We start from the raw sequence: 25,221 nt of genomic DNA, 5'->3' as shown, positions 1-25,221 counted from the left end.
CGTGCCACCGCCCCTGACCCGGCGGCGGCATCCGCGAGTTCGACGAGGAGAGCGATCTGATGATGTTGTGGCCGGCCGTGACCCTGCTGGGGTTCCTGGTCCTGACGGCCCTGGTCATCGCGATGGGCACCCAGTCCACCGCCCGGTACGAGCAGGAGCAGCGCGCGGCCAGCCGCGCCGCGAACACCCGCCGCTCCGGCTCCGAGTCCGTGGGGGCCGTGCGCGCCTGACGGGACGACCCCGAACGCCCCGCCGTCCTCCTGGACGGCGGGGCGTCGTCGTCCCTGAGGGAGGTCTCAGAGCCAGGCGTCGCGGGCGTCGAGCACCGTGCGGTCCAGGGACTCCAGCAGGTCGAACCAGGCGCGGGTGCGGGGCAGCTCCCAGCGCCAGAAGTAGCGGGCCGCGGCGCGCTTGCCCTCGTGGAAGTCCGTGCTGCCCGCCTCGGCGGCCAGCGCCTGCTCGAGCCACAGCCAGGCGACGACGACGTGCCCGGCGGCCTCCAGGTAGACGTGCGAGTTGGCCAGCGCGAGGTCGGGGTCGCCGGTGCCCCACAGGGTCGCCGTCACCGATCCCATCCGGGCGACGGCGGCGTCGAGGTCGGCGGCGAAGCCGGCCCACTGCGTCCCGGCGGCGCGGGCGGTCGTCGCGGAGATCGTCTCGCCCAGCAGCGCCAGACCGGCCCCGCCCTGCATGACCACCTTGCGGCCGAGCAGGTCGAGCGACTGGATGCCCTGGGTGCCCTCGTGGATCGGGTTGAGCCGGTTGTCCCGGTAGAACTGCTCCACCGGGTAGTCGCGGGTGTAGCCGTAGCCGCCGTGCACCTGGATCGCGAGGTCGTTGGCGGCCAGGCCCCACTGCGAGGGCCACGCCTTCGCGACCGGCGTCAGCATGTCCAGCAGCAGGTGGGCGCGGTCCCGCTCCTCCTGGGTCTCCGCCGTCTGCTCCTCGTCGACGAGCTTCGCGCAGTAGAGCCCCAGGGCGAGGCCGCCCTCGGCGTACGACTTGGCGGCCAGCAGCATCCGCCGGACGTCGGGGTGCTCGACGATCGGCACCATCGGGGAGGCGGGGTCCTTGGCGCCGGCCGGGCGGCCCTGGGTGCGCGTGCGCGCGTACTCCAGCGCGTGCAGGTAGCCGGTGTAGCCCAGCACCGTGGCGCCCATCCCCACACCGATCCGGGCCTCGTTCATCATGTGGAACATGTAGGTCAGGCCCTTGTGCGGCTCGCCCACCAGATAGCCGACGGCGCCGGGCTGCCCGCCGGGGGTGTGCACGCCCTCGCCGAAGTTGAGCAGCGTGTTCGTCGTCCCCCGGTACCCCATCTTGTGGTTGAGCCCGGCCAGGACGACGTCGTTGCGCTCGCCCAGGGAGCCGTCCTCCTCGACCAGGAACTTCGGGACGATGAACAGCGAGATGCCCTTCACCCCGGGCGGGCCACCCGGGATCTTCGCCAGCACCAGGTGGACGATGTTCTCGGTCAGCTCGTGGTCGCCGCCGGAGATCCACATCTTGTTGCCGCTGAGCCGGTAGGTCCCGTCGTCCTGCGGGACGGCCTTGGTGGTGATGTCGGCGAGCGAGGAGCCGGCCTGCGGCTCGGAGAGGGCCATGGTGCCGAACCAGCGGCCCTCGATCTCGGGCGCCACGTAGGTGTCGATCTGCTCGCGGCTGCCGTGTGCCAGCAGCAGACGGGCGTTGCCCATCGTCAGGAAGGGGTAGGCCGACGTGCCCACGTTGGCCGCCTTGAACCAGGCGAAGACGGCCTGGCCGACCACGTGCGGCAGCTGCATGCCGCCGAACTCCTCGTCGAACTCGCCGGCCATCAGCCCCGCCTCGGCGAAGACGCGGAGCGCCTCGGCGACCTCCGGGATCAGCTCGACCTTGCCGTCGACGAACCGCGGTTCGTTCTCGTCGGCCTTGCGGTTGTGCGGGGCGAAGTGGTCGGTGGCGATCTGCTCGGCCAGGTCCAGGACCGCGTCGAACGTCTCCCGGGAGTGCTCGGTGAACCGGGACCGCTTGGTCAGGGACTCGACGTCGAGCCACTCGTTGAGCAGGAAGTCCAGGTCACGGCGGGACAGGATCAGCGACGACGACGGCACGAGGTCTCCAGGCACGGGGGCGACGGGTCGGTGCGAACCACCTCACAGTAGGCCGGTTGCCCCGGGGGGCTGCGCGGGTAGGTCGGGGACCGTCGTCGACCGAGGAGCAGGCATGGAGCTACCCGCCATCGTCAGCCGCGCCGGAGGGGCGCTCCTGAGCACCCTCCAGCACGTCCGCCTCCCCGGCGTGGGCCAGGCGTCGGTGACCGACGACCCGCGTACCGCCGCACGCCGCTGGCGTGCGGTCACCGTGCTGCGCTCCCCCGAGGACGTCGGGCCGCTGCCCCCGCCGCTGGACGGCTTCGGCGACCGGATCGAGGTCCGGACCGCGCCGGCGCCGGGCGACCGCGGGACCGAGCTGGCCGCGCGCTTCCGGGGCACGCCCTCGGAGCGGGAGGTCGGTGAGCTGCGGTCGGCGCTGCGCGAGGCCAAGCAGCTGCTGGAGGTCGGTGAGGTGCTGCGCGTGGACCCGCAGCCGCACGGGCACCGGAAGCCGACGCCGCAGGGCGCGGTGCTGGAGGGCATGACCGCGCGTGCCGGCAAGGAGGGCGTGCTGTGAAGGCGGCGACCTGGGCGGGCGTCAACGAGGTCGCGGTCGAGGACGTCCCCGAGCCCACAATCCTCAACGACCGCGACGTGATCCTGAAGATCCGCCAGAGCGTGACCTGCGGCTCCGACCTGCACCTCATCGGCGGCTACATCCCCTTCATGCGCGCCGGCGACGTGATCGGCCACGAGTTCATCGGGGAGGTCGTCGAGGTCGGCAAGGAGGTCCGCGACCGGAAGGTCGGCGACCGCGTCGTCGTCGCGCCGTTCGCCGCCTGCGGCAACTGCTGGTACTGCACGCAGGGGCAGCACTCGCTGTGCGACAACGGCAACCCCGACCCGGGCATCACCGAGGGGCTGTGGGGTCAGAGCCCCGGCGGCTGCTTCGGCTACTCCCACGCGATGGGTGGCTACGCGGGCAGCCACGCCGAGTACATGCGGGTGCCCTACGCCGACGTGGGCACCTTCGTCGTCCCCGAGGGGATCTCGGACACCCGCGCCCTGTTCGCCTCCGACGCCGCCTCGACCGGCTGGATGGGCGCGGACCTCGCCGGCACCGGGCCGGGCGACGTCGTCGCGGTGTGGGGCGCCGGGGGAGTGGGGCAGATGGCCGCCCGCGCGGCGATGCTGCTGGGCGCCGAGCAGGTGGTGGTGATCGACCGGATCCCCGAGCGACTGGACCAGGTGCGCAGCCACGTGGGCGCGGAGGTCGTGGACTACACCGCCACCGACGTCCTGGCCGAGCTGCGCGAGCGCACCGGTGGCCGCGGCCCGGACGTGTGCATCGAGGCGGTCGGCATGGAGGCGCACGCACCCGGTGCGCCCGGCATCTACGACCAGGTCAAGCAGCAGCTGCGGCTGCAGACCGACCGGCCGACCGCCGTCCGGGAGGCGATCATGGCCTGCCGCAAGGGCGGCTCGGTCTTCACCCTGGGCGTCTTCGCCGCGATGGTGGACAAGTTCCCGCTGGGCGCGGCCATGAACAAGGGGCTGACGATCCGCGGCGCCCAGGTGCACGCGCAGCGCTACATCCCGGAGCTCCTGCGCCGCATGGAGTCCGGCGACCTCGTCACCGAGCACCTGGCCACCCACGTCATGCCGCTCACCGAGGCGCCCCGGGGTTACCAGCTGTTCAAGGACAAGGAGGACGGCTGCGTCCGGTCGGTCTTCCAGCCGTGACACCGTCGTCCTCGGGACGACCACCGCGACCAGGAGCCGTTGCCGGCGGGTGCTGAGCGCGAAAGTGCACGGCGGCGGGAGGCCTCCGGCCCCCACGCCGCCGCGCACCGTTCGATGGCCTCGCTGCGCTCAGCGCGGGGCGCGCGGGTCCTCGCCCGGCTGCCCCACCGGTGGCGGGACCGACGTGGGCGCCGCGGCGCCCACCGCCTCGATCGCCTCCTCCGCGGGGTCGCCCGGGTCGCTGGTCGCCGTCCCAGCCGCCGCGCCCTGCCGCGCCTGGATGCCCGACTGGGTGCTGAGCGCGAGCTGCGGCAGGAACAGGAAGACGAAGAACCCGATCGCCACGACGCAGGCGGCGATGAGGAAGACCAGGTCGATCGAGTTCGAGAAGCCGACCTTGAAGGGCTCGGCGAGGGCGGCCGGGAGTTCCTGGATGAAGGAGGTGTCGTCCAGCGCACCCGCGCTGCCGGCGCCCAGCTGCTGCAACTGCGGGGCCAGCTCCGGGTTCGTCCGCACCGTCTCCTGGACGGCGGCGTCGATGTCCTGCGGCAGCCGGGTGAACAGGATGGACAGGAACGCCGCCGTCCCGATGGTGCCGCCCATCTGGCGGAAGAAGGTCACCGAGGAGGTGGCCACGCCCATCTCCCGCGGGGAGACGGCGTTCTGCACGGCGAGGATGACCGGCTGGAAGTTGAAGCCCAGCCCGAGGCCGAGCAGGACCATGAACGGCACCAGGGTCCACACCGAGGTGTCGGCCTCGACGAGGAAGGACATCGAGAGCAGCGCGGTGACCATGAGGGCGATGCCGACGAGCGGGAAGACCTTGTACTTGCCGGTCCTCGAGATCGCGATGCCCGAGCTCATCGCGCCGACCATGATGCCGGCGACCAGCGGGATCATCTGCAGCCCGGCCACGGTCGCGCTCGAGCCCTGCACGATCTGCAGGTACTGCGGCAGCAGGAGCAGGCCGCCGAACATGCCGGCCCCCATGACGATGCTGCCGACGCCGCTCACCGCGAAGCTGCGGTTGCGGAACAGCCGCAGCGGCAGCAGGGCGTCGTCCCCGTAGGCGCGCTCGGCGAGGACGAACACCGCGAAACCGACGGCGCCGACCACGTAGCAGGTGAGGGCTCCCTGGGAGGCCCACCCCCAGATCCGGCCCTGCTCGGCGACGACGAGCAGCGGCACCAGGAAGGTGATGAGCGCCAGGGCGCCCGGCCAGTCGATGCGGTGCGGGCGGCTCTCGTGCGGGAGGTGCAGCACCCGCCACACGGCGAGGAACGCGACCACGCCCAGGGGCACGTTGACCCAGAAGATCCAGCGCCAGCCGTCGACGCCGAGCAGCGACCCCTGGCCGGCGAAGGAGCCGCCGATGACCGGGCCCAGCACGCTCGAGGTGCCGAAGACGGCCATGAAGTAGCCCTGGTACCTCGAGCGCTCCCGCGGCGGCACGATGTCGCCGATGATCGCCAGGGCCAGCGACATCAGGCCGCCCGCGCCGATGCCCTGCACCGCCCGGAAGGCGGCGAGCTGGTACATCGTGTCGGCGAGGCCGCAGAGGGCCGAGCCGACGACGAAGATGCCGATCGCGAACAGGTAGAACGGCCGGCGGCCGTAGATGTCGGACAGCTTCCCGTACAGCGGCGTCGAGATCGTCGACGTGATCAGGAAGGCCGTCGTCGCCCACGCCTGGAGGTCGTAGCCCTGCAGGTCGTCGGCGATGGTGCGGATCGCGGTGGAGACGACGGTCTGGTCCAGCGCGGCCAGGAACATCGCGACCATCAGGCCGGCCAGGATCGTGACGATCTGCCGGTGGCTGAAGACGCCGCCGGCGTCCGGCGCGGCGGCGGCCGCCCGGGCACCCCGGCGCTCGGCGGAGCTCGTGCGGGTGGAGGTCATGCGGGAACCGTCCGGTCGGGAGGTGTGGACATGGGGTCGGAGGGGAGGGTGGCCGCGACGCCGTCGAGCAGCCGGTCGAAGAGCGTGGTGAAGGTCTGCAGCTCGTCCTCGGTCCAGTCGGCGGTCACCTGGCGGAGGTAGGACTCGCGCTCGACGCGGAGCCTGTCGAGCTGCGCGCGCCCCGCGTCGGTGACGACGAGGTTGCTGGCCCGGCCGTCGGACTCGTCGGCCGCGCGGCGGACCAGCCCCTGCTCCACCAGCAGGGTCACGTGCCGGCTGACCGTGGAGGGGTCGGCGTGCACCAGGTCGGCGAGTGCTCCCTGGCGGAGCGGGCCGAGCCGGCACAGCGGGAACAGCAGCACGTGGGCCGCGCGATCGCGCCCGCCCTCGGCGGTGTGCTGGCTCTTCAGCCCGTGCATGAGCCGCATGAAGCGGGGCAGTTGCTCGCCGAGGGCGCCGACGGCGGAGCCGCGTCGGTCGCCGGCGGCGGAGGTGTCCGTCACAGAGCTCCTCGGATGCGGGGCGGAGGGAATGACTGGATGCACGCTACACCTTGTTGTAAGGCGCATGCATCTGGTTCTCCCGTGCCTTCCGGCACGCCCGGGAGACGGTGCGATGCTGGAAGGGGTCACCCGTCGGCGGTGACGTCACCGGACCGGAGAGGAGCGCGAGAACCGCCGTGACCGCCCTGCACGAGGACCTGCGGTCGCGGCTGTCGCAGCTCACCCTCGCCGACGAGCACCGGCTGCGTCGCCGGCTCGACGGGCTGCGCCGGACGAAGGACGCCCGCGCCCGCGAGCAGCAGCGCGAGCGCCTCGCGACCGACGTCGCGGCGGCGGAGGAGCGGATGGCGCGGCGCCGGGCCGCCGTGCCGGCGATCTCCTACCCGGAGGACCTGCCGGTCAGCGCCCGCCGCGAGGACATCGCGGCCGCGCTCCGCGACGCGCAGGTGGTGGTGGTCGCGGGCGAGACCGGGTCGGGCAAGACGACCCAGCTGCCCAAGATCGCCCTCGAGCTGGGCCGGGGCGTGCGGGGCCGGATCGGGCACACCCAGCCCCGCCGGATCGCCGCACGCAGCGTGGCCGAGCGGATCGCGGAGGAGCTGGCGACGCCGCTGGGCGAGGCCGTCGGCTTCACGATGCGCTTCAACGACCAGGTGTCGGACTCGACGCTGGTCAAGCTCATGACCGACGGCGTCCTGCTGGCCGAGATCGGGCGCGACCGGCTGCTGCGCCAGTACGACACGATCATCATCGACGAGGCCCACGAGCGGAGCCTCAACATCGACTTCCTGCTGGGCTACCTCGCGCAGATCCTGCCGCGCCGGCCCGACCTGAAGCTGGTCATCACCTCGGCGACGATCGACGTCGAGCGGGTGGCGGCCCACTTCAGGGGCGCGCCGGTCGTGGAGGTCAGCGGCCGCACCTACCCGGTGGAGGTCCGGTACCGGCCGATCGTCGACCCGGACGACCCGGACGCGGACGAGGACCGCGACCAGGTCACCGCGATCTTGGACGCCGTCGACGAGCTGGTGGCCGAGGGGCCCGGCGACATCCTCGTCTTCCTCGCCGGCGAGCGGGAGATCCGCGACACCCAGGACGCGCTCGCCGACCGCGCGCTGCCGGGCACCGAGATCGTCCCGCTCTACTCGCGCCTGTCGGCCGCCGACCAGCACAAGGTCTTCGCCCCGCACACCGGGCGGCGGATCGTGCTGGCCACGAACGTGGCCGAGACCTCGCTGACCGTGCCGGGGATCCGCTACGTCATCGACCCCGGGACCGCGCGCATCTCCCGGTACAGCCATCGCACCAAGGTGCAGCGGCTGCCGATCGAGCCGGTGAGCCAGGCCTCGGCCCGCCAGCGCTCCGGCCGCTGCGGGCGCCTCGGGCCGGGCATCGCGATCCGGCTCTACACGGAGGCCGACTTCGAGTCCCGCCCCGAGTTCACCGACCCGGAGATCCTGCGCACCAACCTGGCGTCGGTCCTGCTGCAGATGGCGGCGCTCGACCTCGGGGCCGTCGAGGACTTCCCGTTCGTCGACCCGCCGGACCGGCGCGCCGTCGCCGACGGCCTGGCGCTGCTCGAGGAGCTGCACGCCCTCGACGAGCACGGGAAGCTCGCCGGCACCGGCCGCTCCCTGGCCGCCCTCCCGCTGGACCCGCGCATGGCCCGCATGGTGGTGGAGGCCGACGAGCGCGGGGTCCTCGACGAGGTGCTGGTGATCGCCGCCGGGTTGACGATCCAGGACCCGCGCGAGCGGCCCACCGAGCACCAGCAGGCCGCCGACGAGCTGCACCGCCGCTTCGCCGACGAGAACTCCGACTTCCTGGCGCTGCTCAACCTCTGGCGCTACCTCGGCGAGCAGCAGGCAGCGCTGAGCGGCAACCAGTTCCGGCGCACGGTGAAGCGGGAGTTCCTGCACTACCTGCGCATCCGCGAGTGGCAGGACCTGCACGGCCAGCTCCGCGGCACCGCCCGTCGCCTGGGCATGACGGTCGGTGAGCCGGCGGCCGAGCCCGACGAGAAGGGCATCCACGCCGCGCTGCTGTCGGGGTTGCTGTCGCAGATCGGCATGCAGGCGGAGCCGGTCAAGCAGCGGGACGGCAAGCCAGGGCGGCCGGGCCGGGAGTACGTGGGCACCCGGAACACCCGCTTCGTCCTCGCCCCGGGTACACCGCTGGCGAAGAAGCCGCCGCGCTGGGTGGTGGCCGCCGAGCTGGTCGAGACCAGCCGGCTGTTCGCCCGCACGGTCGCCCGCATCGACCCCGAGGTGGTCGAGCGGCTGGCCGACCACCTGGTCAAGCGCCAGTACTCCGAACCGCGGTGGGACGCCAAGCGCGGCTCCGTCGTCGCCACCGAGCGGGTCACCCTCTACGGGCTGCCGCTGGTGGTCGGCCGGCGCGTGCAGTACGGCTCCATCGATCCGGTGGTCTCCCGCGAGCTGTTCATCCGGCACGCCCTGGTGCAGGGGGAGTGGACCACCCACCACGGGTTCTGGGCGGAGAACCAGCGCGCCATCGAGCGGGTCGCCGAGCTCGAGGAGCGGGCCCGCCGCCGCGACATCGGCGTCGACGACGAGACGCTGTTCGAGCTGTACGACGGGCGGATCCCCGCCGACGTCGTCTCCACCCGGCACTTCGACCGCTGGTGGAAGCGGGCGCGGCACGAGCAGCCCGACCTGCTGACCTTCACGCCGGAGATGCTCACCAACGCGGCCGCGGCGGCGCAGGTGCGCCCGGAGGACTTCCCCGACGAGGTGCGGCTGGATGCCGGGGCGGGGGGCGGGACGGGCAGCGGCCTGACGCTGCCCCTGTCGTACGCGTTCGCCCCCGGCAGCACCGAGGACGGCGTGACCGTCGACGTGCCCCTGGGCGTGCTCGACTCGGTGGCGCAGCGGACGTCGGGCGAGTCCCTGGCCTTCACCGTCCCCGGGCTGCGCGAGGAGCTGGTGACGGCGCTGCTGCGCACCCTGCCCAAGCAGCTGCGCCGGGCGCTGGTGCCGATCCCCGACCGGGTGCGGGCGGTGCTGCCGGGCATCGACCCGGGCGAGCCGCTGCTGCCGGCGCTCGAGCGCGAGCTGCGCCGGGCCGCGGGCGTGGTCGTCCCGCCGGACGCGTGGCAGCCCGACCAGGTGCCCGACCACCTGCGCGCCACCTTCCGGGTGCTCGACGACCAGCACCGGCCCCTCGCCACGGGCAAGGACCTCGCCGCGCTCAAGGCGCAGGTGGCCCCGCAGGCCCGGGCCAGCCTGGCGCGGGCTGCCTCGGAGCTGGAGCGCACCGGCTGCAGATCCTGGGAGTTCGGCGAGCTGCCCCGCACGGTGGAGGTGCGCCGCGGCGACCACGTCGTCACCGCCTTCCCGGCGCTGGTCGACGAGGGCGAGACGGTCGGCGTCCGCGTCGTCCCGACCGAGGCCGAGGCGCAGCGGCTGACCTGGCGCGGTGCCCGCCGGCTGCTGGTCCTCGTCGCCGGCTCACCGGTGAAGCAGGTGGTCAAGGGGCTGGGGCCGGCCACCCGGCTGGCCCTGCAGTTCAACCCGGACGGCGAGATCCCCGACCTGGTGGCCGACTGCGTGGACGCCGCCGCCGACGAGCTGATCGCCGCCGTCGGCGGGCCGCCGCGGGACCCGGAGGTCTTCGCCGCGCTGGTGGCGACGGCGAAGCAGCAGCTCCACCCGCTGACCGCCGAGACCGTCCGCCGGGTCGAGGCGGTGCTGACCCGGGCGCGCGAGGTCGCGGGCGCGATCGGCTCCGCGCCCGCCCGGCGGGTGCCCGATGCGGCCGTGGCCGACCTGCGGCGGCAGATGACCGGGCTCCTGCACCGCGGCTTCGTCGCGGCGACGGGGCGACGGCGGCTGCCCGACCTCGTCCGCTACCTCACCGCGATGGCGCACCGGCTGGAGAAGCTGCCGGCCAACGCGGTCCGCGACGAGCTGTGGATGCAGCAGGTGGCGGCGGTGACGGCGGAGTACGACCAGCTGCGGCGGCAGGTGCCCCCGACCGGGGCGCCCGACGACCCGGTCACCCGGGTGCGCTGGATGCTCGAGGAGCTGCGGGTGCAGCTGTTCGCCCAGAAGGTCGGCACGCCCCGCCCGGTGTCCGAGCAGCGCATCTACAAGGCGATCGACGCGATCGGGGTCTAGCTCCCCGTCCCGTCCTCCTTCAGCAGCGCCGAGATGCGCTGCCGGGTGACGCCGAAGAGTGCGGCGATCCGGTTGATGCTCACCTGCTCGCGCTGCAGGGCCGCCGCCTCCTCCCGCCGGAACGCGTGGCCGGCCGTGGCGAGCGAGGCGAGCACCGTCGAGACGCTCTCGACCACGAGCGGGCCGGACTCCTCGGTCACCAGCTCCAGCCACGGCCGGCCGGCCCGGCGCTCGCTCAGCAGCAGGTCGGCCCGGGTGCGGGCGTGCTCCAGTTCGGCGAGGGAGGAGTCGATGCAGGCGATGAGGCGCTGCAGCGCCTCCGCGGCCGGCTCGTCCGGCGTTCCGCGCGGGCTGCTCATCGCTGCTCCTCACGGGGGTGGGGGGACGGGTGACACTGTAGCCCGATGAGTAGTGCACAACCGGCAGGGGGGCAAGGGGGGTTGCGCCCGACCCCCCGACGTGTCATGTTGTGCACAACCAGTCGAGTTCCTGCTCCGGTCCGCCGATGACACCGGTACCGGGCGACCAGGCCGCCTCCCCGCCCGCCGGCAGATCGGAACCGCACCCCGTGTCCACGCTCAGCGCCAGCCTCGACCTCCCCCCGGTCGCCGCCAGCGTCCCGGCGGCCCGCCGGCTGGTGCGCGAGCTGCTGTGGTCCTGGAGCGCCCGCCAGGACCACGAGGACGCCGCCCTGCTGGTGACCGAGCTGGTGGCCAACGTGGTCGACCACGTGGGCGGCAGCGCATGCCTCACGGTGGAGGCGACCCTCTCCGATGACTGGCTCCGCCTGGCCGTCGTCGACTGCTCGCCGGCCCGGCCGGCGGTGCAGCAGCTCTCCGCGGACCGGCCCCGGGGCCGCGGGATGCTCATGATCGAGCTGCTCGCCGACCGGTGGGGGTGCGAGGACCACCGCGACGGAAAGCGGGTGTGGTTCGAGCTTCGTCCACCCGGGCCGTGACCCACCGGCTGGTTTGCCGCGGTGCCCGATCGGGGACCGGCGAGGAGGAAGCCAGCCGAAGGAAGGGACTGCGCGATGAGCGAGCCGAACACCCACGCCGCCGGTGAGGGCGTCTCCGACGAGGAGATGGTCGAGACCGTGGCGGGCCAGACCGACAGCGCGTCGGAGAACGCCGACGTCGCGGGCAAGGACTGGGACGGCGACCCGGGCGCCGCGCCCGCCCCCAGCGACGAGGCCTGACCGCCCCGAGCCCGCGCACCGCCCCCGCCCCGCTCCCGGGTCGGGGGCGGTGCCGTGCCCGGCCCCGCGTTGGCAGACTGCGGTGATGAGCGCCGCAGCGGAGCAGTTGGCCCGGCCCGCCCGCACCGCGGCCCGCTGGGCCGTCCGGCACGCCCTCCCCGCCGTCTACCTGTCCCGCAGCGCCCGCCGTGGTGACGCCGTCGGCCGGCTGATGCGCGATCCGGTCCTCCGCGAGCAGCCCTACGACTTGTACGAGGAGCTGCGCGCCCGCGGGCCGCTCGCGGGCAGCAGCCTGGGGCTGGTCACGACCTCCCACCCGGTCGCCCAGGAGGTGCTGCGCAGCGACCGCTTCGGCGTCGGCTGGGACCGCTCGGCCGCGCCGCGGGTCCTGCGCTGGGCGCTGGAGTTCGGGGACGACCCCTCCGCGGCAGGGGTGGCGGAGCCGCCGTCCATGCTGGTCGTGGACCCGCCCGACCACACCCGCTTCCGCCGGCTGGTCAGCCGCGCCTTCACCCCTCGGGCGACGGCGGCGTTCGAGCCGGCGGTCCGGCGCACCGCCGACCGGCTGCTGGACGACCTCGAGGGCCGCGACGGCGTCGTCGACCTCGTCGAGGCCTACGCCGCGCAGCTGCCCGTGCTCGTCATCGCCGAGCTCCTGGGCGTGCCCGCCGCACGCCGCGACGACTTCCTCCGCTGGGGCGCCGCGGCCGCCGCGACCCTGGACCCGGGCCTTCCGCTGGGCCGCTTCCTGGCCGCGGAGCGGGCGCTGCGCGCGATGCACCGCTTCCTCGGCGAGCACTTCGCCCGGCTGCGCCGGGAGCCCGCCGACGACCTGGTGAGCCGGCTGGTCACGCTGGCGCCCGACGAGGCGTTGAGCGACCGGGAGCTGCACGCCACGGTGCTCCTGCTGCTGGGCGCGGGCTTCGAGACGACGGTCAACCTGCTCGGCAACGCCGTGGTGCTGCTCGACGCGCACCGCGACCAGTGGGACGCCCTCCGCGGCGGGGCGGCGGGGTGGGACGGCGCCGTCGAGGAGGTGCTGCGGCTGGACAGCCCCGTCCAGCTGACCGGGCGCAGCGCGCGGGCGGACGTCGAGCTCGCCGGGCGGCGGGTGGCCGCCGGCACCCGGGTGACGCTGCTGCTGGGGGCGGCCAACCGCGACCCCGACGTCTTCCCCGAGCCGGCTCGCTTCGACGTCACCCGCGCCAACGCCCGCGAGCACCTGGCCTTCTCCGGGGGCATCCACTACTGCCTGGGCGCCGGGTTGGCCCGGCTGGAGGGCGTGGTGGGCCTCCAGGCGCTGGGCGAGCGCTTCCCGGGCCTGCGCGTGGCGGGCCGCCCGGTGCGCCGCGACCTGCAGACGCTGCGCGGCTTCGCGACGCTCCCCGTCACGCTCCGCTGACCCCCTCGGGTGAGGCAGGACCCCCATCGGCCACCCTCCAGGGGCCCACGCCGGGCGTGCGAGGCGTCGGGGGCAGGGTGGTCCTCCCTCAGCTGCCGGGGACCAGCATCCCGGCGCCGACGGTCGCGTTGGTCGCCTCGTCGACGAGGATGAAGCGCCCGGTCACCCGGTTGCGGGAGTACTGGTCGACGAACAGCGGCTGCGTGGTCCGCAGCCGCACCCGGCCGATGTCGTTCAGGCCGAGCTCGGTGGCGTCCTGCTCGCGGTGCAGCGTGTTCACGTCCAGCCGGTACTGCAGCTCCTTGACCACCGCCCGCACCGACCGGGTCGTGTGCTTGACGGCCAGCCGCTGCCGGGGGCGCAGCGGCTCGTCGGTCATCCAGCAGACCATCGCGTCCAGGTCCTGCGTCACGTGCGGGGCGTTCGCGGGCCGGCAGATCAGGTCGCCGCGGGAGACGTCGAGGTCGTCGGTGAGCCGGACGGTCACCGACATCGGCGCGAAGGCCTCGTCGACGGGGCCGCGCGGCCCGTCGATGGCGGAGATCGTCGTCGTGAGGCCGCTGGGCAGCACCTGCACCTCGTCGCCGGGCCGCAGCACACCGCTGGCGACCGTCCCGGCGTAGCCGCGGTAGTCGTGGTGCGCGTCGGACTGCGGGCGGATCACGTACTGCACCGGGAACCGGACGTCGACCAGGTTGCGGTCGCTGGCGACGTGGACGTGCTCGAGGTGGTGCAGCAGCGACGAGCCCTGGTACCAGGGCGTGTTCTCCGAACGGCGGACGACGTTGTCGCCGTGCAGCGCCGAGATCGGCACCACGGTCAGGTCGGGGACGTCGAGCTTCGCGGCGAACGAGGTGAACTCGTCGCGGATCGCCTCGTAGACCTCCTCCGACCAGTCGACGAGGTCCATCTTGTTGACGGCGACCACCAGGTGCGGCACCCGCAGCAGCGAGGCGAGGAAGGCGTGCCGCCGGCTCTGCTCCAGCATGCCCTTGCGGGCGTCGACCAGCACGATCGCCAGGTCGGCCGTGGAGGCGCCGGTGACCATGTTCCGCGTGTACTGCACGTGGCCGGGCGTGTCGGCCAGGATGAAGGTGCGCCGGGGGGTCGCGAAGTACCGGTAGGCGACGTCGATGGTGATGCCCTGCTCGCGCTCGGCCCGCAGCCCGTCGGTGAGCAGCGCGAGGTCGACGTAGTCGCCCTTGCTGGCCCGCTCCACCGCCTCGTACTGGTCCTCGAAGACGGCCTTGCTGTCGTACAGCAGGCGGCCGATCAGCGTGCTCTTGCCGTCGTCCACCGAACCGGCCGTGGCGATGCGCAGGATGTCCTTGCGCGCGGTGGCGATCTCCGCGGCCGCCTCCGCGGCGGCCGAGTGCACGTCGATCGGGGCGTCGGGGTGGGCAGCGGTCATCGGGCGGTCTCCTGGCGCAGGGCGGCGGCGTGGCGGACGCTGGTGTGCGTCGACCGGGGAGGCAGCGGGTGTTCGTGTTGCTCGCCGTACCGGGCCTGCTCGTCGTGGTCGCGGGCTACGTCGTCGGCTTCGCCGTGGCGGACTGGGTGTGCGGGCTGCTGGACGCCCGGCCGGGCGGGACGCCGGAGGTGACCGGCTGGGTGACGGGGCTGCTGCTGCTCGCCGTCGTGCTGCGGGTGCTGCTGGCGCTGCGCCGCCGCCGCGCGAGGGAGGGCCATCAGAAGTAGCCCTCCTTCTTGCGGTCCTCCATCGCGGCGTCGCTGACCTTGTCGTCCCCGCGGGTCGCGCCGCGCTCGGTCATGCGGGTCACCGCGATCTCGGCGATGACCTCCTCGACCGTGGTGGCGGTGGAGGGGACGGCGGCGGTCAGGTTGGCGTCACCGACCGTGCGGTAGCGGACGCTCCGGCGCTGCACCTGCTCGCCCTCGCGCGGCCGGATGAACTCGTTGACCGCGTAGAGCATCCCCTGGCGCTCGACGACGTCCCGCTCCTGCGCCAGGTACAGCTCCGGGATGCCGATCTCCTCGCGCAGGATGTACTGCCAGATGTCCAGCTCGGTCCAGTTCGACAGCGGGAACACCCGGATCGACTCACCGAGGTGGATGCGGCCGTTGTAGAGGTCCCAGAGCTCGGGCCGCTGGTTCTTGGGGTCCCACTGGCCGAACTCGTCGCGGAAGGAGAAGACCCGCTCCTTGGCCCGCGCCTTGTCCTCGTCGCGCCGGGCGCCGCCGAACAGCGCGGTGAAACCGTGCTCCTCGACCGCGTCGAGCAGCACCGGCGTCTGGATGCGGTTGCGGGAGCCGTTGGGCTCCTCCTTGACCGTGCCCGCGGCGATGGCGTCGGGCACGGAGGCGACCACGAGCTGCACGTCGAGCTCCGCGACCCGCTTGTCGCGGAAGGCGAGCACCTCGGGGAAGTTCAGCCCGGTGTCCACGTGCATGACGGGGAACGGGATGCGGGCCGGCGCGAACGCCTTGCGGGCCAGCTCCAGCATCACGATGGAGTCCTTGCCGCCGGAGAAGAGCAGCACCGGCCGCTCGAGCTCGGCCACCACCTCACGGATGACGTGGATGGACTCGGCCTCCAGCGTCTCCAGCTGGCTGAGCCGGTAGTCGGGCGTCGTCACGCGTGCATGCTCCACGGGTAGGGATCGGGCCGGCGACCAGCGCAACCCGATCGGTTCGGTGCGGATTCCCCGCCAGTGTCCGCTATCGGGCCGCGGCGACCGCAGCCAGGACCTCGCGGGCCGACTCCGGCCGGGCCACCACCAGGTCCGGCAGCGCGGGGTCGGCTCCGTTGTAGACCAGCGGCGAGCCGTCCAGCCGGCAGGTCACCAGCCCGGCGGCGCGGGCCACGGCGACCGGCGCCGCGGAGTCCCACTGGTACATGCCGCCGCCGTGGACGTAGGCGTCGACCTCCCCGCGGACGACCGCGAGCGCCTTGTAGCCCGCCGACCCCATCGGCACCAGCTCGCCGCCGAGCGCGTCGGCCACGGCCTGCGCCTCGGCCGGGGGCCGGGTGCGGCTGACGGCGATGCGGACCCGGCCCTCCGGGCGGGACGGCAGCGCGGGAGCCGGGTCGGTTGCGTGCACCTCGCCCAGCGCCGGAAGGGCGACGGCGGCGGCGACGAGCTCGCCCCCGGCCCAGAGCGCGACGTGCACCGCCCAGTCGCTGCGGGCCGGGTCGGAGTACTCGCGGGTGCCGTCGAGCGGGTCGACGATCCAGACGCGATCGGCGGTCAGCCGGGCGGCGTCGTCCACCGCCTCCTCGCTGAAGACGGCGTCACCGGGGCGGGCGTCGCTGAGCACCGCGAGGATCGCCCCCTGCGCGGCGGCGTCACCGGCGTCGCCCAGCGCGCGCCCCTCCAGGCCGCCGGTCCGCAGGGGCAGGAGCACGGCGGCGGCGGCCCGTGCGGCGGCGACGGCGACGGCGGCGTCGCCGCCGGGCGTCAGCTCCACTGCACCGAGGTGGCGTCACCGGGCCGGCGGGGCGGCGTGTGCCGGCCCGCGGCGTCGGTGATGGTGCCGAAGTAGGCCTTGGCCTTCTCCGGCCGTGGCATGACGAAGATGCCGCGGGCCTCGACCAGCGGGCGGTCGGGATCGGACGCCAGCGCGATCGTGCCGACGATGACCGACTTGCGCCCCTCGTTGGACTCGACGCGCGCCCGCATCACCAGCGGGGTCTCCAGCGGCAGCGGGCCGCGGTAGTCCAGCTCCAGGTGCGCGGTCATCCCCCAGAGGCCCGCCGCGCCGGCCGCGCTGCCGAGCAGCTGGTCCATGAACAGGGCGCTCATCCCGCCGTGCACGTAGCTGGGCGGGCCCTCGTAGGCGACGCCCAGGGTGACCTCGGCGACCACGCCGCCCTCCTCCCGGCGCACCACCAGCGGCGGCGCCAGGGCGTTGCCGATGCCGACGACCGGGTTGAACACGCGGCGGCCCACCGACGGGTCGTCCAGCGCCGGGAGCTGGGCCGCGGGGCGCCGCGAGGCGCCGATCGCCGCGGTGGCCCGGCGGACCTGCTCGGCGGCCGCGGCCACCTCCGCCGCCGGCGCCGTCGTGACCACCGAGGCCTCGATCAGCTCGCGCAGCGCCGCGCCGAGCTCGGTGGAGGCTGCCATGAGCTCGGCGTCGTAGGGGGCCCCGGACTCCGGGGCGCCGTCGTTCGTCGTCACCGGGGGATGGTCGCAAGCCGGCTCAGGCGGCCGGCGCGCCACCCCCGGGGGGGCCGCTCCGGGGAAGGCGCACGGTGACCGCCAGCCCTCGGCCCGGCGCGGTCTCCAGCGACGCCGACCCGCCGTGGGCGGCGGCCAGGGAGGCGACGATGGACAGCCCGAGACCGGTGCCGCCGGCGGCGCGGGTGCGGGAGGCGTCGGCCCGGTAGAACCGCTCGAACGCGCGCTCGGCGTCGGCCTGCGCCATGCCCGGCCCCTCGTCGGCGACCCGCAGCAGAAGCACGTCCGGGTCGTCGGGGGCCTCGGCCACGGAGACCAGCACCCGGGCGGACGGCGGCGTGTGCGTGAGCGCGTTCGTGACCAGGTTGCCGACCACCTGGCGCAGCCGGCTCTCGTCGCCGAGCACGACGGGCACGTCGGTGAGCGACTCGTCCAGGTGCAGGCTGATCGGCCGGTCGGGCTGGACGGCGCGCGCGTCGTGCACCGCGTCCCCGGCGATCGCGGCGAGGTCGACGGGTGCCACGGAGAGCGGCCGCTGCTGGTCCATGCGGGCGAGCAGCAGCAGGTCCTCGACCAGGAGCCCCATCCGGCCGCCCTCGGCCTCGATCCGCTGCATGAGCCGGGCGACGTCCTCCTCCGACCGGGCGGCGCCCTGCCGGTACAGCTCGGCGAAGCCGCGGATGGAGGTCAGCGGCGTGCGCAGCTCGTGGCTGGCGTCGGCGACGAAGCGGCGCATCCGGTGCTCGGAGCCGCGCGCCTGCTCCTCCGACGCCTGCTGGGCGCGGAAGGCGCTCTCGATGCGGGCCAGCATCACGTTGAGCGCGGCGGCCAGCCGGCCGACCTCGGTGCGCTGGTCCCCGGCCGGCACGCGCTGGGAGAGGTCGCCGGCCGCGATGGCCTGCGCCGTCCGCTCGACCTGGGTCAACGGCCGGAGGCTGTTGCTCACCAGCACGTACCCCGTGGCCCCGAGGAGCACCAGCAGCGCCAGCCCGACGACCAGTTCGATGCGGACCAGCCGGGCGATGGCCCGCTCGTCCCCCTCGAGGTCGGTGCCCACCACCAGGGTGTAGCCGCCGGGCAGCTGCCCGGTCATCACCCGCCACTTGGTGCCGTCGTCCGCGCGGACCGTCACGGGATGCCGCGACATGTCTCCGCCGGTCACGTCCTCGGCGTCGATCTCCGGGAGGCCGCGCTCCTCGGGCGGCCCCTGGAGATCGACGACCTCGTCCGCCTCGGGGGCCAGGCACCCGAAGTACGCGGCCCGCGGACCGGCCTGGTACTCACCGTCCAGGCACGCCTGGAACACCTTGGGATCGGTCTGGTTGACCGCCGTGCGCAGGGCGTCGTCCTGCTGGTCGACGAGGTAGTCCCGCAGCAGGGACGTGGTCGCGATGCCGGTGACCAGGAGGGCCACGCTCAGGAGCGCGACGAGGAGCGCGACGAGGGTGACCCGCAGCGGAACCCGAGGGCCGCGGACGGTGGGCGTGGCCGGAGGGGTCACGTGCCGCGCGGCAGCCGGAGGGTGTAGCCCACGCCCCGGATCGTGTGCAGCAGCCGGGGCTCGGTCGTGTCGATCTTGCGGCGCAGGTAGGAGATGTAGGACTCCACGACGTTGGCCTCGCCGTTGAAGTCGTAGTTCCAGACGTGGTCGAGGATCTGCGCCTTGGACAGCACCCGCCCGGCGTTGGCCATCAGGTAGCGCAGCAGCTTGAACTCGGTGGGGGAGAGGCTGATGACCTCGCCGGCCTTGATGACCTCGTGGCTCTCCTCGTCGAGCTCGATGTCGGCGAAGGTCAGCCGCGGCGCCTCGGCCGCCCGCTGCACGCCGGCGGTGCGGCGCAGCACGGCCCGGATGCGGGCGACGACCTCGTCCAGGCTGAACGGCTTGGTCACGTAGTCGTCGCCGCCCAGGGTCAACCCGGAGACCTTGTCCTCCGCGGCGTCGCGGGCGGTGAGGAACAGCACGGGCGTGTGGCGGCCGGTCTCCCGGAGCCGGCGGACGACGCCGAAGCCGTCCAGCCCCGGCATCATCACGTCGAGGACCAGCAGGTCGGGGCGGAACGAGGCGGCCATGGCCAGGGCCTGCTGGCCGTCCGCGGCGGTGGCCACCTCGAAGCCCGCGTACCGGAGGCTGGCCGACAGCAGCTCGCGGATGTTCGGCTCGTCGTCCACCACCAGCAGGCGGGCCTCCGGAGCGGTGCGCCCGCTGGGCTGGGTGCCGGACATCGATCCTCCGGGGGCGTGCGCCGGTGCGGTTGACATGACCCCAGGCTGGGCGCGGCGGCTGCGGTGGTTCTGGACGCTACCTGTGAACCGGCTGGGAACGGTTCAGCCCGCGGGAGCCATCGCCCGGCCGCGCCGCCAGTAGCCGATGGCGTGGTGCTGCGCCCGCCCCAGCCCCCACCGCCCGCGCAGGTCGGCCCGGATGGCGCGCACGGCGGCCGACTCGGCGCCCACCCAGGCGAAGACGTCGTCGTCCGCCGGGCGTTCCAGGGCGGCCACGGCGTCGACCAGCAGGGAGCTCTCCCCGGGCGGCGTCGGCCCCCGGTGCAGCCAGCGCACCTCCACACCAGGCGGGGTGGGCAGCACCTGCTCCTCCTCGGGCCCGGCCACCTCCAGGTAGGCGATGCCCTCGGTACCCGGCGGCGCGGCGGCGAGGATGCGGCTGACGGCCGGGACCGCGGTCTCGTCCGCGACCAGCAGCAGCCACGGGGCCGGGCGCTCGGCGAGCGAGGCGGCGCCGGCGACGCCGAGCAGGGCGCCGGGGCGCGCCGCGGCCGCCCACGAGGCCGCCGGCCCGTCGCCGTGCAGCACGAAGTCGATGTCCACCTCGCCCGCGGCCGGATCCTGCCGCCGGGCCGTGTAGCTCCGCAGCGCCACCCCGTGGCTCCCCTGCGGCCACACGATCCGGCCGTCGCGCTGGATGCCCGGCCACCGGGGGGCGGGGTCGTCCACCCGGGGCACCAGCAGGTTCACCGTCGGCCCGGCGGCTGCCACGGCGTCCGGCGTCCCCGAGAGGGTCACGCGGCGGACGGAGGGGGTCACGTCCGTGACCGCGACGACGGTGAGGACGTCGACCGGGCGCAGGCCGTCCACGAAGGCGGCGTCGTCAGCGGTGGTCACGCCGTCCGAGCCTAGGTGGACAGCCGGTCCGGTCCCGATGTGTGTCCGCGCGGTGCTGCGGGCACCGGCAGGGGCAGCACCGTCCGACGAACGGAGAAGCGATGGCCGACGAGTTCCAGAAGGGCGACCACGTCGCCTGGAAGAGCCACGGGTCGACGACCGAGGGCACCGTCGAGAAGAAGATCACCTCGGACACCGAGGCCTCCGGCCGCACCGTGCGCGCCAGCGAGGACGACCCGCAGTACGAGGTCCGCAGCGACAAGAGCGGGCGCACCGCGGTGCACAAGCCCGGCGCCCTCGACGAGGCCTGAGTCCCTCGCGGACGGACCCACGGCCCGGCGCTGCCGGGCCCGATCAACAGGAGGCACACGTGACCGAGTCCGCAGGCGAGTTCTCCGGCTCTCGCAGCACCAAGCACAACCCGCGGCTCGACGAGGAGCTCGAGCACGAGGTCCAGGGCATGCTCAAGGCCGAGCGGGCCACCCGGGCGCACGAGTGGCGCGAGGTCGAGCCGGTGGCCGAGGGTGATCCCGACATCGACTCCGACCCGGCCGGCACCCTGACCGGCGGCGTCCCCGTGGGGATGACCGAGGACGCCGTCGTCGCCCGCGCCGAACTGGCGCGCTGGCTGGACCGTGCGGACTTCCCGAGCACCGGCCCCGACCTCGTCGAGGCCGCCCGGGACCACCGGGCCCCCGATGCAGTCGTCGCCGAGCTCGAGCGGCTGCCGGAGGGTGAGACCTACGAGCGCATCGGCGACGTGGTCCGCGCTCTCGGCTACCCGACCGAGACCGGCCCGGGGCCTGGTGCCTCGGAGAGCGCGCAGGACTCCTGACCTCCCGGCGGGGAGGGCGCCGGCTCAGGCGTCGGCGCTCTCCCTGGCCTCGTCGTCGGCGATCTCCTCGGCGCCTCGACGGCGGAACAGCTTGGAACCGGGGAAGCCCTTCACGATCTGACGCATGTCCTGGACGGTGTCCACGAGGTCGTGGACGTCGGTCCCCACGTTCTCCAGACCCTCGAGCGCCGGGAGCACCTGCTCGTCGAGGTGGCCGAGCACCTGCGGCAGCCGGTCGATCAGCGTGATGAGCGCGTCGACCTCCGTCGTGTCGAACTCGGCCGCGAACCGGCGGATCGCCGGGGCGAGGGCGGTGAGCGCCGGCTCGTAGTCGGCTAGTAGCGGCTCCACCCGGCCGACCATGCCCTCTCCGCGGCCGACGATGCCGTCTGCCCGCTCGGTCGTCCCGCGCACCCGGTCGATGGCGTCGTCGGCCTTGCCGCGGGTCTGGCCCATGGCCTCGATCGCGGCGTCGGCCTTGCCGCGGGTCTGGCCCATGGCCTCGATCGCGGCGTCCGCCTTCGCGCGGGTCTCGCCCATGGCCTCGATCGCGGCGTCGGCCCTGCCGCGGGTCTCGCCCATGGCCTCGATCGCGGCGTCGGCCCTGCCGCGGGTCTCGCCCATGGCCTCGATCGCGGCGTCGGCCCTGCCGCGGGTCTCGCCCATGGCGTCGACGGCGTCGTCGGCCCTGCCGCGGGTGTGGTTCATGGCGTCGATCGCGGCGTCCGCCTTCGCGCGGGTCTCGCCGATGCCCGCGATGGCCTCGTCGGCCCGTGCGCGGGTCTCGCCGATGCCCGCGATGGCCTCGTCGGCCTTCGCCCGGGTCTCGCCGATACCGGCGATCGCCTCGTCGGCCTTCGCCCGGGTCTCGCCGATACCGGCGATCGCCTCGTCGGCGACGGCGCGCGTGGTGTCCAGCCGGGTGATCGCGCCTTCCGCGCGGTCCAGCAGAATCTCGGCCCGGTCGACGGCGCCGGACACACGAGCGAGCAGCTCCTCCAGCTGACCGAGGGCCGCCGCGGCGCGGGGCACGAGCGCGAGGGCGTCACCGACGCCGTCCCGCATGCCTCCTACCAGGGCGACGACGTCGGAGGGGCCGGGCACGGAGGGCAGACGCACCGTGGGGACGCTACGCACCACGCCGCTTGCCCACCATTCGGTCGGGCGCAGTCCTCCGATCGGGGGGCGCCGCCGGTCCCGGGAGTGCCCGCGCGTCGGCGTGGCGAACGCCCGGACGCCCGTATCGTGGGACGACGGGCACGGACATGCGGACGACGAGAAGGTGTCGACACCTGTGGGGGATCAGCCGACGAGGGGCGACGTGGGCGACCGCGACGTCCCCGGTCGCAACCGCCGCGGACGAACCTCGGGAGGCGGCGCCGCGGAGCCGGTGACCGTGGAGCAGCTGCTCGCCCGGCAGGGGAACGACGTCGGCGGCCGGCGGGCGGCCCGCCGGGGCGCCACGTCTGCCTCTCGCCGCGGCGCCGCGGCCGAGCCCCGGAAGGGTGGTGCCCCGGGTCCGGCCGAGCGTGATCCTGACGCCCCCGCCGTCCGGTCCGGGCTCCCGCCGGTGCCCGGCGGCGCGCGCCCCGGTCCCGTGCCCGGTGCCCAGCCGGGGCTGCCGCCCGTGCCCGGTGCCCAGTCCGGGCTGCCGCCGGTCCCCGGGGCGCATCCACCGCCCGCCCGCTCCGGTCCGGTCGGGGCCCCGGTGGCGTGGGCGCCGGACCAGCGGCCCTCTCGGCGCAGCGGCCCGATCCCCCCGCTACCGGGACTGGCCGCGCCACCACCCCCGGCGAGCGCCACCCATCGCCGGCCCGCCGCCGGCCGCTCGCCGCGCAGCCCGGGCCGCCGCCGGCTGGGGCGGGCGGCGACGGCGCTCGCCGCGATCGTCGGCATCGTCGTGCTCTACCACCTGGCGCTGTACTTCTACGTCGACCAGCGCATCGACCGCGTCGACGCGCTGGCCCTCGACGGCCCGGAGGTCCTCGCCCCCGAGCTGCAGGAGGCCGCCGAGACCTACCTGGTCGTCGGCACGGGCGTCCCGGGGCAGACCGGCGCGGCCTCGGTCGCGACGCTCGTCGTCTCGGTCTCCGCCGACGGCGAGCGGGCGGCGCTGGTCAGCGTGCCCCCGACGGCGCTCGTGGACACGCCGATGTGCCGCACGCCCGACGGCACCCTGCGCACGCCGGTCACCGAGGCGTTCGCGAGCTCGCTGCTCGACGGCGGGCCCGCCTGCATGGTGCGGGTGATCCAGCAGCTGTCCGGGCTCCGGGTCGACCACTACCTGGGGGTGGACCTCACCCGGCTCCCCGGGATGGTCGACGCCCTGGGCGGGGTCCCCGTCTGCGTGGTCCCCTCCACGGCCACCGCCGCCGCGGCCACCCCGCCCCCGGCCGGGCTCTCGGAGCTCTCCGGCGCCGCGGCATCCGGCTTTCTGCAGCCCGGGGACAGCGGCGTCGACGTCACCGGGGCGGCGGTCGCCGAGCGGGCGCAGCGCCTGCTCACCTCCACGCTCCGGGCGGCGATGTCGGCCGACACGATGCTGGACCCGGTCGCGTCGACGCGCTTCCTGTCCCGCGCCTCCGACGCGCTGACCGTGGACGAGCAGACGACGCTGGGCGATCTGCGCGTCCTCGCCGGCACGCTCGGCGACCTCTCCGGTGACGCCGTCCAGCGCGCCGAGCTGCCGGTCGCCCAGGTGGGCTACGTGCCGGCGGGCACCGAGCAGGCGTACGTCGTCCTGGATGCGCCGGCCACCCGGACGCTCTTCGACGAGGTCATCGACGGCGCGCGCCTGCCGGCGGAGCTGCTCGCCGCCCCGGAGGCGCTGCCGGAGGCCGCCGCGCCCCAGTCCCTCGAGCAGGAGGCCCCGGCCGGGCCGGAGCCGCTCACCGCGGCCCCCGGCGAGATCACCGTCGACGTGCTGAACGGCACCGCGACCACCGGGCTGGCCGCCACGGTCGCCGACGCCCTCCGCGGTCAGGGCTTCGACGTCGGCACGGTGGGCAACGAGCCGGGCACCGTGAACGAGAGCGTCGTCCGGTACGGGGCGGCCGCGCTGGAGCGGGCGCGCACCGTGGCCGCCGCCGTCCCCGGCGCCGTGCTGCAGCCCAGTGACGCCCTCGGCGACGCGGTGCAGCTGGTCGTCGGACCGGGGTACTCCACCGTCGTCCCCGTGCAGATGGGCGCGCCCGAGCCCGTCCAGGAGGCCACGCCGGACACGGCGACGGCCGCCCCCGTACCGGAGGCGGCCGCAGTCCGCTGCTAGGAGGACCCGGGTGCCCCCCATCGCTCGCAGGCTCGTGGGGGCCTGCAGCAGGGCCGGTCCGAGCGGAGCCAGGTGCGAGGACGGGGTCCTTGTTCAGCCGAAGCGGCCGGAGATGTAGTCCTCGGTCGCCTTCTGGTCGGGGTTGCTGAAGATCTTCTCGGTGGGGTTGAACTCGATCAGCCGGCCGGGCTGCCCCACGCCGTTGAGGTTGAAGAAGCCGGTCTGCTCGCTGACGCGGGCCGCCTGCTGCATGTTGTGCGTGACGATGACGATGGTGAAGCGCTCCTTGAGCTGCTCCATCAGGTCCTCGATCGCGAGCGTGGAGATCGGGTCCAGGGCCGAGCAGGGCTCGTCCATCAGCAGCACGTCGGGCTCGACGGCGATGGCGCGGGCGATGCAGAGCCGCTGCTGCTGACCGCCGGAGAGGCCCGACCCGGGGCGGTCGAGGCGGTCCTTGACCTCGTTCCAGAGGTTCGCCCCCTTGAGGGAGCGCTCCACCAGGTCGTCGAGCTCGGCCTTCTTCATCTTCGTGCTGTTCAGGCGCAGCCCGGCCGCGACGTTCTCGTAGATCGACATCGTCGGGAACGGGTTCGGCCGCTGGAAGACCATGCCGACCTGCCGGCGCACCGACACCGGGTCGGTGTCGGCGCCGTACAGGTCCTGGCCGTCCATGACGACCTTGCCCTCGACGCGCGCGCCGGGAATCACCTCGTGCATGCGGTTCAGCGTCCGCAGGAACGTGGACTTGCCGCAGCCCGACGGGCCGATCAGCGCGGTGACGCTGCGGGGTTCGATGGAGACGTTGACCCCTTCGACCGCCAGGAAGCTGCCGTAGTAGATGTTGAGGTCGGAGACGTCGATGCGCTTGGCCACGGGGGTTTCCTCCGGGTCGGT

At 74.4% G+C, this 25,221-nt stretch carries 24 protein-coding genes; 11 read left to right on the top strand and 13 right to left on the bottom strand.

Going from position 1 to position 25,221, the window contains the following annotated elements; all coding sequences use genetic code 11:
• Window positions 1–59 precede the first annotated feature (59 nt).
• Window positions 60–230 carry a hypothetical protein gene (locus ACI792_RS15980; RefSeq protein WP_456581128.1) on the top strand — a complete coding sequence of 57 codons (171 nt, stop codon included), beginning with the start codon at window positions 60–62 and terminating at the stop codon, window positions 228–230.
• Window positions 231–296: 66 nt separating this feature from the next.
• Here the strand turns inward: ACI792_RS15980 and ACI792_RS15975 are convergent, their stop codons facing one another.
• Complete coding sequence (locus ACI792_RS15975) at window positions 297–2,108, bottom strand: acyl-CoA dehydrogenase (protein WP_456603458.1); 1,812 nt, start codon at window positions 2,106–2,108, stop codon at window positions 297–299.
• Window positions 2,109–2,205: 97 nt separating this feature from the next.
• On the opposite strand from ACI792_RS15975, the gene ACI792_RS15970 reads away from it, so the two are divergent.
• Together ACI792_RS15970 and ACI792_RS15965 are read left to right on the top strand one after the other, a co-directional pair.
• Window positions 2,206–2,652, top strand: coding sequence for a hypothetical protein (locus tag ACI792_RS15970; protein ID WP_456581130.1), 447 nt, complete (start codon window positions 2,206–2,208; stop codon window positions 2,650–2,652).
• Window positions 2,649–3,818, top strand: coding sequence for a zinc-dependent alcohol dehydrogenase (locus tag ACI792_RS15965; RefSeq protein WP_456603457.1), 1,170 nt, complete (start codon window positions 2,649–2,651; stop codon window positions 3,816–3,818). Before ACI792_RS15970 ends, ACI792_RS15965 begins: the two co-directional genes overlap by 4 nt.
• A 129-nt stretch (window positions 3,819–3,947) precedes the next feature.
• Here ACI792_RS15965 and ACI792_RS15960 read toward each other — a convergent pair whose 3' ends face one another.
• Window positions 3,948–5,717 (bottom strand): MDR family MFS transporter, encoded by a 1,770-nt coding sequence (locus ACI792_RS15960; RefSeq protein ID WP_456603456.1) that lies wholly within the window; start codon window positions 5,715–5,717, stop codon window positions 3,948–3,950.
• Complete coding sequence (locus tag ACI792_RS15955) at window positions 5,714–6,220, bottom strand: MarR family winged helix-turn-helix transcriptional regulator (protein ID WP_456603455.1); 507 nt, start codon at window positions 6,218–6,220, stop codon at window positions 5,714–5,716. The genes ACI792_RS15960 and ACI792_RS15955 overlap by 4 nt, the downstream gene beginning before the upstream one ends.
• A 176-nt stretch (window positions 6,221–6,396) precedes the next feature.
• Between ACI792_RS15955 and hrpA the strand changes: the two genes are divergently transcribed.
• A complete protein-coding gene (gene hrpA, locus ACI792_RS15950; RefSeq protein WP_456603454.1) occupies window positions 6,397–10,359 on the top strand; it encodes an ATP-dependent RNA helicase HrpA in 3,963 nt (1,320 codons plus the stop codon).
• On the opposite strand, the gene ACI792_RS15945 is transcribed toward hrpA, so the two are convergent.
• Window positions 10,356–10,718, bottom strand: a complete 363-nt coding sequence (locus ACI792_RS15945; RefSeq protein WP_456603453.1) for a hypothetical protein — start codon at window positions 10,716–10,718, stop codon at window positions 10,356–10,358. The two genes, hrpA and ACI792_RS15945, sit on opposite strands and share 4 nt — an antisense overlap.
• A gap of 209 nt (window positions 10,719–10,927) precedes the next feature.
• Here ACI792_RS15945 and ACI792_RS15940 point away from each other — a divergent pair, with 209 nt between their 5' ends.
• The 3 genes from ACI792_RS15940 (at window position 10,928) to ACI792_RS15930 (ending at window position 12,959) form a co-directional block, all read left to right on the top strand.
• Entirely contained in the window at window positions 10,928–11,317 is a 390-nt protein-coding gene (locus tag ACI792_RS15940) for an ATP-binding protein (RefSeq protein ID WP_456603452.1), read from the top strand.
• 75 nt (window positions 11,318–11,392) lie between these two features.
• A complete protein-coding gene (locus tag ACI792_RS15935) occupies window positions 11,393–11,557 on the top strand; it encodes a hypothetical protein (protein WP_456579812.1) in 165 nt (54 codons plus the stop codon).
• An 85-nt stretch (window positions 11,558–11,642) separates the two neighbouring features.
• Window positions 11,643–12,959, top strand: a complete 1,317-nt coding sequence (locus ACI792_RS15930; RefSeq protein WP_456603451.1) for a cytochrome P450 — start codon at window positions 11,643–11,645, stop codon at window positions 12,957–12,959.
• Between the two features lie 88 nt (window positions 12,960–13,047).
• On the opposite strand, the gene ACI792_RS15925 is transcribed toward ACI792_RS15930, so the two are convergent.
• Window positions 13,048–14,370 carry a sulfate adenylyltransferase subunit 1 gene (locus tag ACI792_RS15925; RefSeq protein ID WP_456603450.1) on the bottom strand — a complete coding sequence of 441 codons (1,323 nt, stop codon included), beginning with the start codon at window positions 14,368–14,370 and terminating at the stop codon, window positions 13,048–13,050.
• A gap of 68 nt (window positions 14,371–14,438) precedes the next feature.
• On the opposite strand from ACI792_RS15925, the gene ACI792_RS15920 reads away from it, so the two are divergent.
• Entirely contained in the window at window positions 14,439–14,657 is a 219-nt protein-coding gene (locus tag ACI792_RS15920; protein ID WP_456603449.1) for a hypothetical protein, read from the top strand.
• Here ACI792_RS15920 and cysD read toward each other — a convergent pair.
• The 6 genes from cysD to ACI792_RS15890 all read right to left on the bottom strand — a co-directional run bounded on the left by cysD (window position 14,648) and on the right by ACI792_RS15890 (window position 20,224).
• Window positions 14,648–15,556: a sulfate adenylyltransferase subunit CysD gene (gene cysD / locus ACI792_RS15915; protein WP_456603448.1), complete on the bottom strand. Its 909-nt coding sequence runs from the start codon at window positions 15,554–15,556 to the stop codon at window positions 14,648–14,650. The two genes, ACI792_RS15920 and cysD, sit on opposite strands and share 10 nt — an antisense overlap.
• Before the next feature lie 82 nt (window positions 15,557–15,638).
• Complete coding sequence (locus ACI792_RS15910) at window positions 15,639–16,388, bottom strand: inositol monophosphatase family protein (protein WP_456603447.1); 750 nt, start codon at window positions 16,386–16,388, stop codon at window positions 15,639–15,641.
• Window positions 16,379–17,101: a PaaI family thioesterase gene (locus ACI792_RS15905; protein ID WP_456603446.1), complete on the bottom strand. Its 723-nt coding sequence runs from the start codon at window positions 17,099–17,101 to the stop codon at window positions 16,379–16,381. The genes ACI792_RS15910 and ACI792_RS15905 overlap by 10 nt, the downstream gene beginning before the upstream one ends.
• 22 nt (window positions 17,102–17,123) lie before the next feature.
• On the bottom strand, window positions 17,124–18,602 hold the full coding sequence (locus ACI792_RS15900; RefSeq protein WP_456603445.1) for a sensor histidine kinase: 1,479 nt from the start codon (window positions 18,600–18,602) through the stop codon (window positions 17,124–17,126).
• On the bottom strand, window positions 18,599–19,327 hold the full coding sequence (locus tag ACI792_RS15895) for a response regulator transcription factor (RefSeq protein ID WP_456603444.1): 729 nt from the start codon (window positions 19,325–19,327) through the stop codon (window positions 18,599–18,601). The genes ACI792_RS15900 and ACI792_RS15895 overlap by 4 nt, the downstream gene beginning before the upstream one ends.
• Before the next feature lie 102 nt (window positions 19,328–19,429).
• On the bottom strand, window positions 19,430–20,224 hold the full coding sequence (locus tag ACI792_RS15890; RefSeq protein ID WP_456603443.1) for a siderophore-interacting protein: 795 nt from the start codon (window positions 20,222–20,224) through the stop codon (window positions 19,430–19,432).
• Window positions 20,225–20,325: 101 nt separating this feature from the next.
• On the opposite strand from ACI792_RS15890, the gene ACI792_RS15885 reads away from it, so the two are divergent.
• Window positions 20,326–20,535, top strand: a complete 210-nt coding sequence (locus tag ACI792_RS15885; protein WP_456579802.1) for a DUF2945 domain-containing protein — start codon at window positions 20,326–20,328, stop codon at window positions 20,533–20,535.
• 59 nt (window positions 20,536–20,594) lie between these two features.
• The gene (locus tag ACI792_RS15880) at window positions 20,595–21,059 is read left to right on the top strand and encodes a DUF2795 domain-containing protein (RefSeq protein ID WP_456579801.1); all 465 of its coding nucleotides are present in this window, start codon (window positions 20,595–20,597) and stop codon (window positions 21,057–21,059) included.
• A 24-nt stretch (window positions 21,060–21,083) separates the two neighbouring features.
• Here ACI792_RS15880 and ACI792_RS15875 read toward each other — a convergent pair whose 3' ends face one another.
• Window positions 21,084–22,178, bottom strand: a complete 1,095-nt coding sequence (locus ACI792_RS15875; protein ID WP_456603442.1) for a hypothetical protein — start codon at window positions 22,176–22,178, stop codon at window positions 21,084–21,086.
• Between the two features lie 589 nt (window positions 22,179–22,767).
• Between ACI792_RS15875 and ACI792_RS15870 the strand changes: the two genes are divergently transcribed.
• Entirely contained in the window at window positions 22,768–24,327 is a 1,560-nt protein-coding gene (locus ACI792_RS15870) for an LCP family protein (protein ID WP_456603441.1), read from the top strand.
• A 93-nt stretch (window positions 24,328–24,420) separates the two neighbouring features.
• Here the strand turns inward: ACI792_RS15870 and pstB are convergent, their stop codons facing one another.
• Window positions 24,421–25,200, bottom strand: coding sequence for a phosphate ABC transporter ATP-binding protein PstB (gene pstB / locus ACI792_RS15865; RefSeq protein WP_456579798.1), 780 nt, complete (start codon window positions 25,198–25,200; stop codon window positions 24,421–24,423).
• Window positions 25,201–25,221 lie beyond the last annotated feature (21 nt).

The sequence above is a fragment of the Blastococcus sp. SYSU DS0669 genome, from assembly GCF_054050895.1.
The sequence above is the reverse complement of the archived record's forward strand: the minus strand, read 5'-3'. Positions and strand labels throughout refer to the sequence as shown.

What these genes read in the sequence shown, in the direction of transcription:
- ACI792_RS15980 (WP_456581128.1), top strand. Translation starts at nt 60, where the DNA reads ATGATGTTGTGGCCGGCCGTGACCCTGCTGGGGTTCCTGGTCCTGACG.
- ACI792_RS15970 (WP_456581130.1), top strand. Translation starts at nt 2,206, where the DNA reads ATGGAGCTACCCGCCATCGTCAGCCGCGCCGGAGGGGCGCTCCTGAGC.
- ACI792_RS15960 (WP_456603456.1), bottom strand. Translation starts at nt 5,717, where the DNA reads ATGACCTCCACCCGCACGAGCTCCGCCGAGCGCCGGGGTGCCCGGGCG.
- ACI792_RS15945 (WP_456603453.1), bottom strand. Translation starts at nt 10,718, where the DNA reads ATGAGCAGCCCGCGCGGAACGCCGGACGAGCCGGCCGCGGAGGCGCTG.
- ACI792_RS15935 (WP_456579812.1), top strand. Translation starts at nt 11,393, where the DNA reads ATGAGCGAGCCGAACACCCACGCCGCCGGTGAGGGCGTCTCCGACGAG.
- ACI792_RS15930 (WP_456603451.1), top strand. Translation starts at nt 11,643, where the DNA reads ATGAGCGCCGCAGCGGAGCAGTTGGCCCGGCCCGCCCGCACCGCGGCC.
- ACI792_RS15925 (WP_456603450.1), bottom strand. Translation starts at nt 14,370, where the DNA reads ATGACCGCTGCCCACCCCGACGCCCCGATCGACGTGCACTCGGCCGCC.
- ACI792_RS15895 (WP_456603444.1), bottom strand. Translation starts at nt 19,327, where the DNA reads ATGTCCGGCACCCAGCCCAGCGGGCGCACCGCTCCGGAGGCCCGCCTG.
- ACI792_RS15885 (WP_456579802.1), top strand. Translation starts at nt 20,326, where the DNA reads ATGGCCGACGAGTTCCAGAAGGGCGACCACGTCGCCTGGAAGAGCCAC.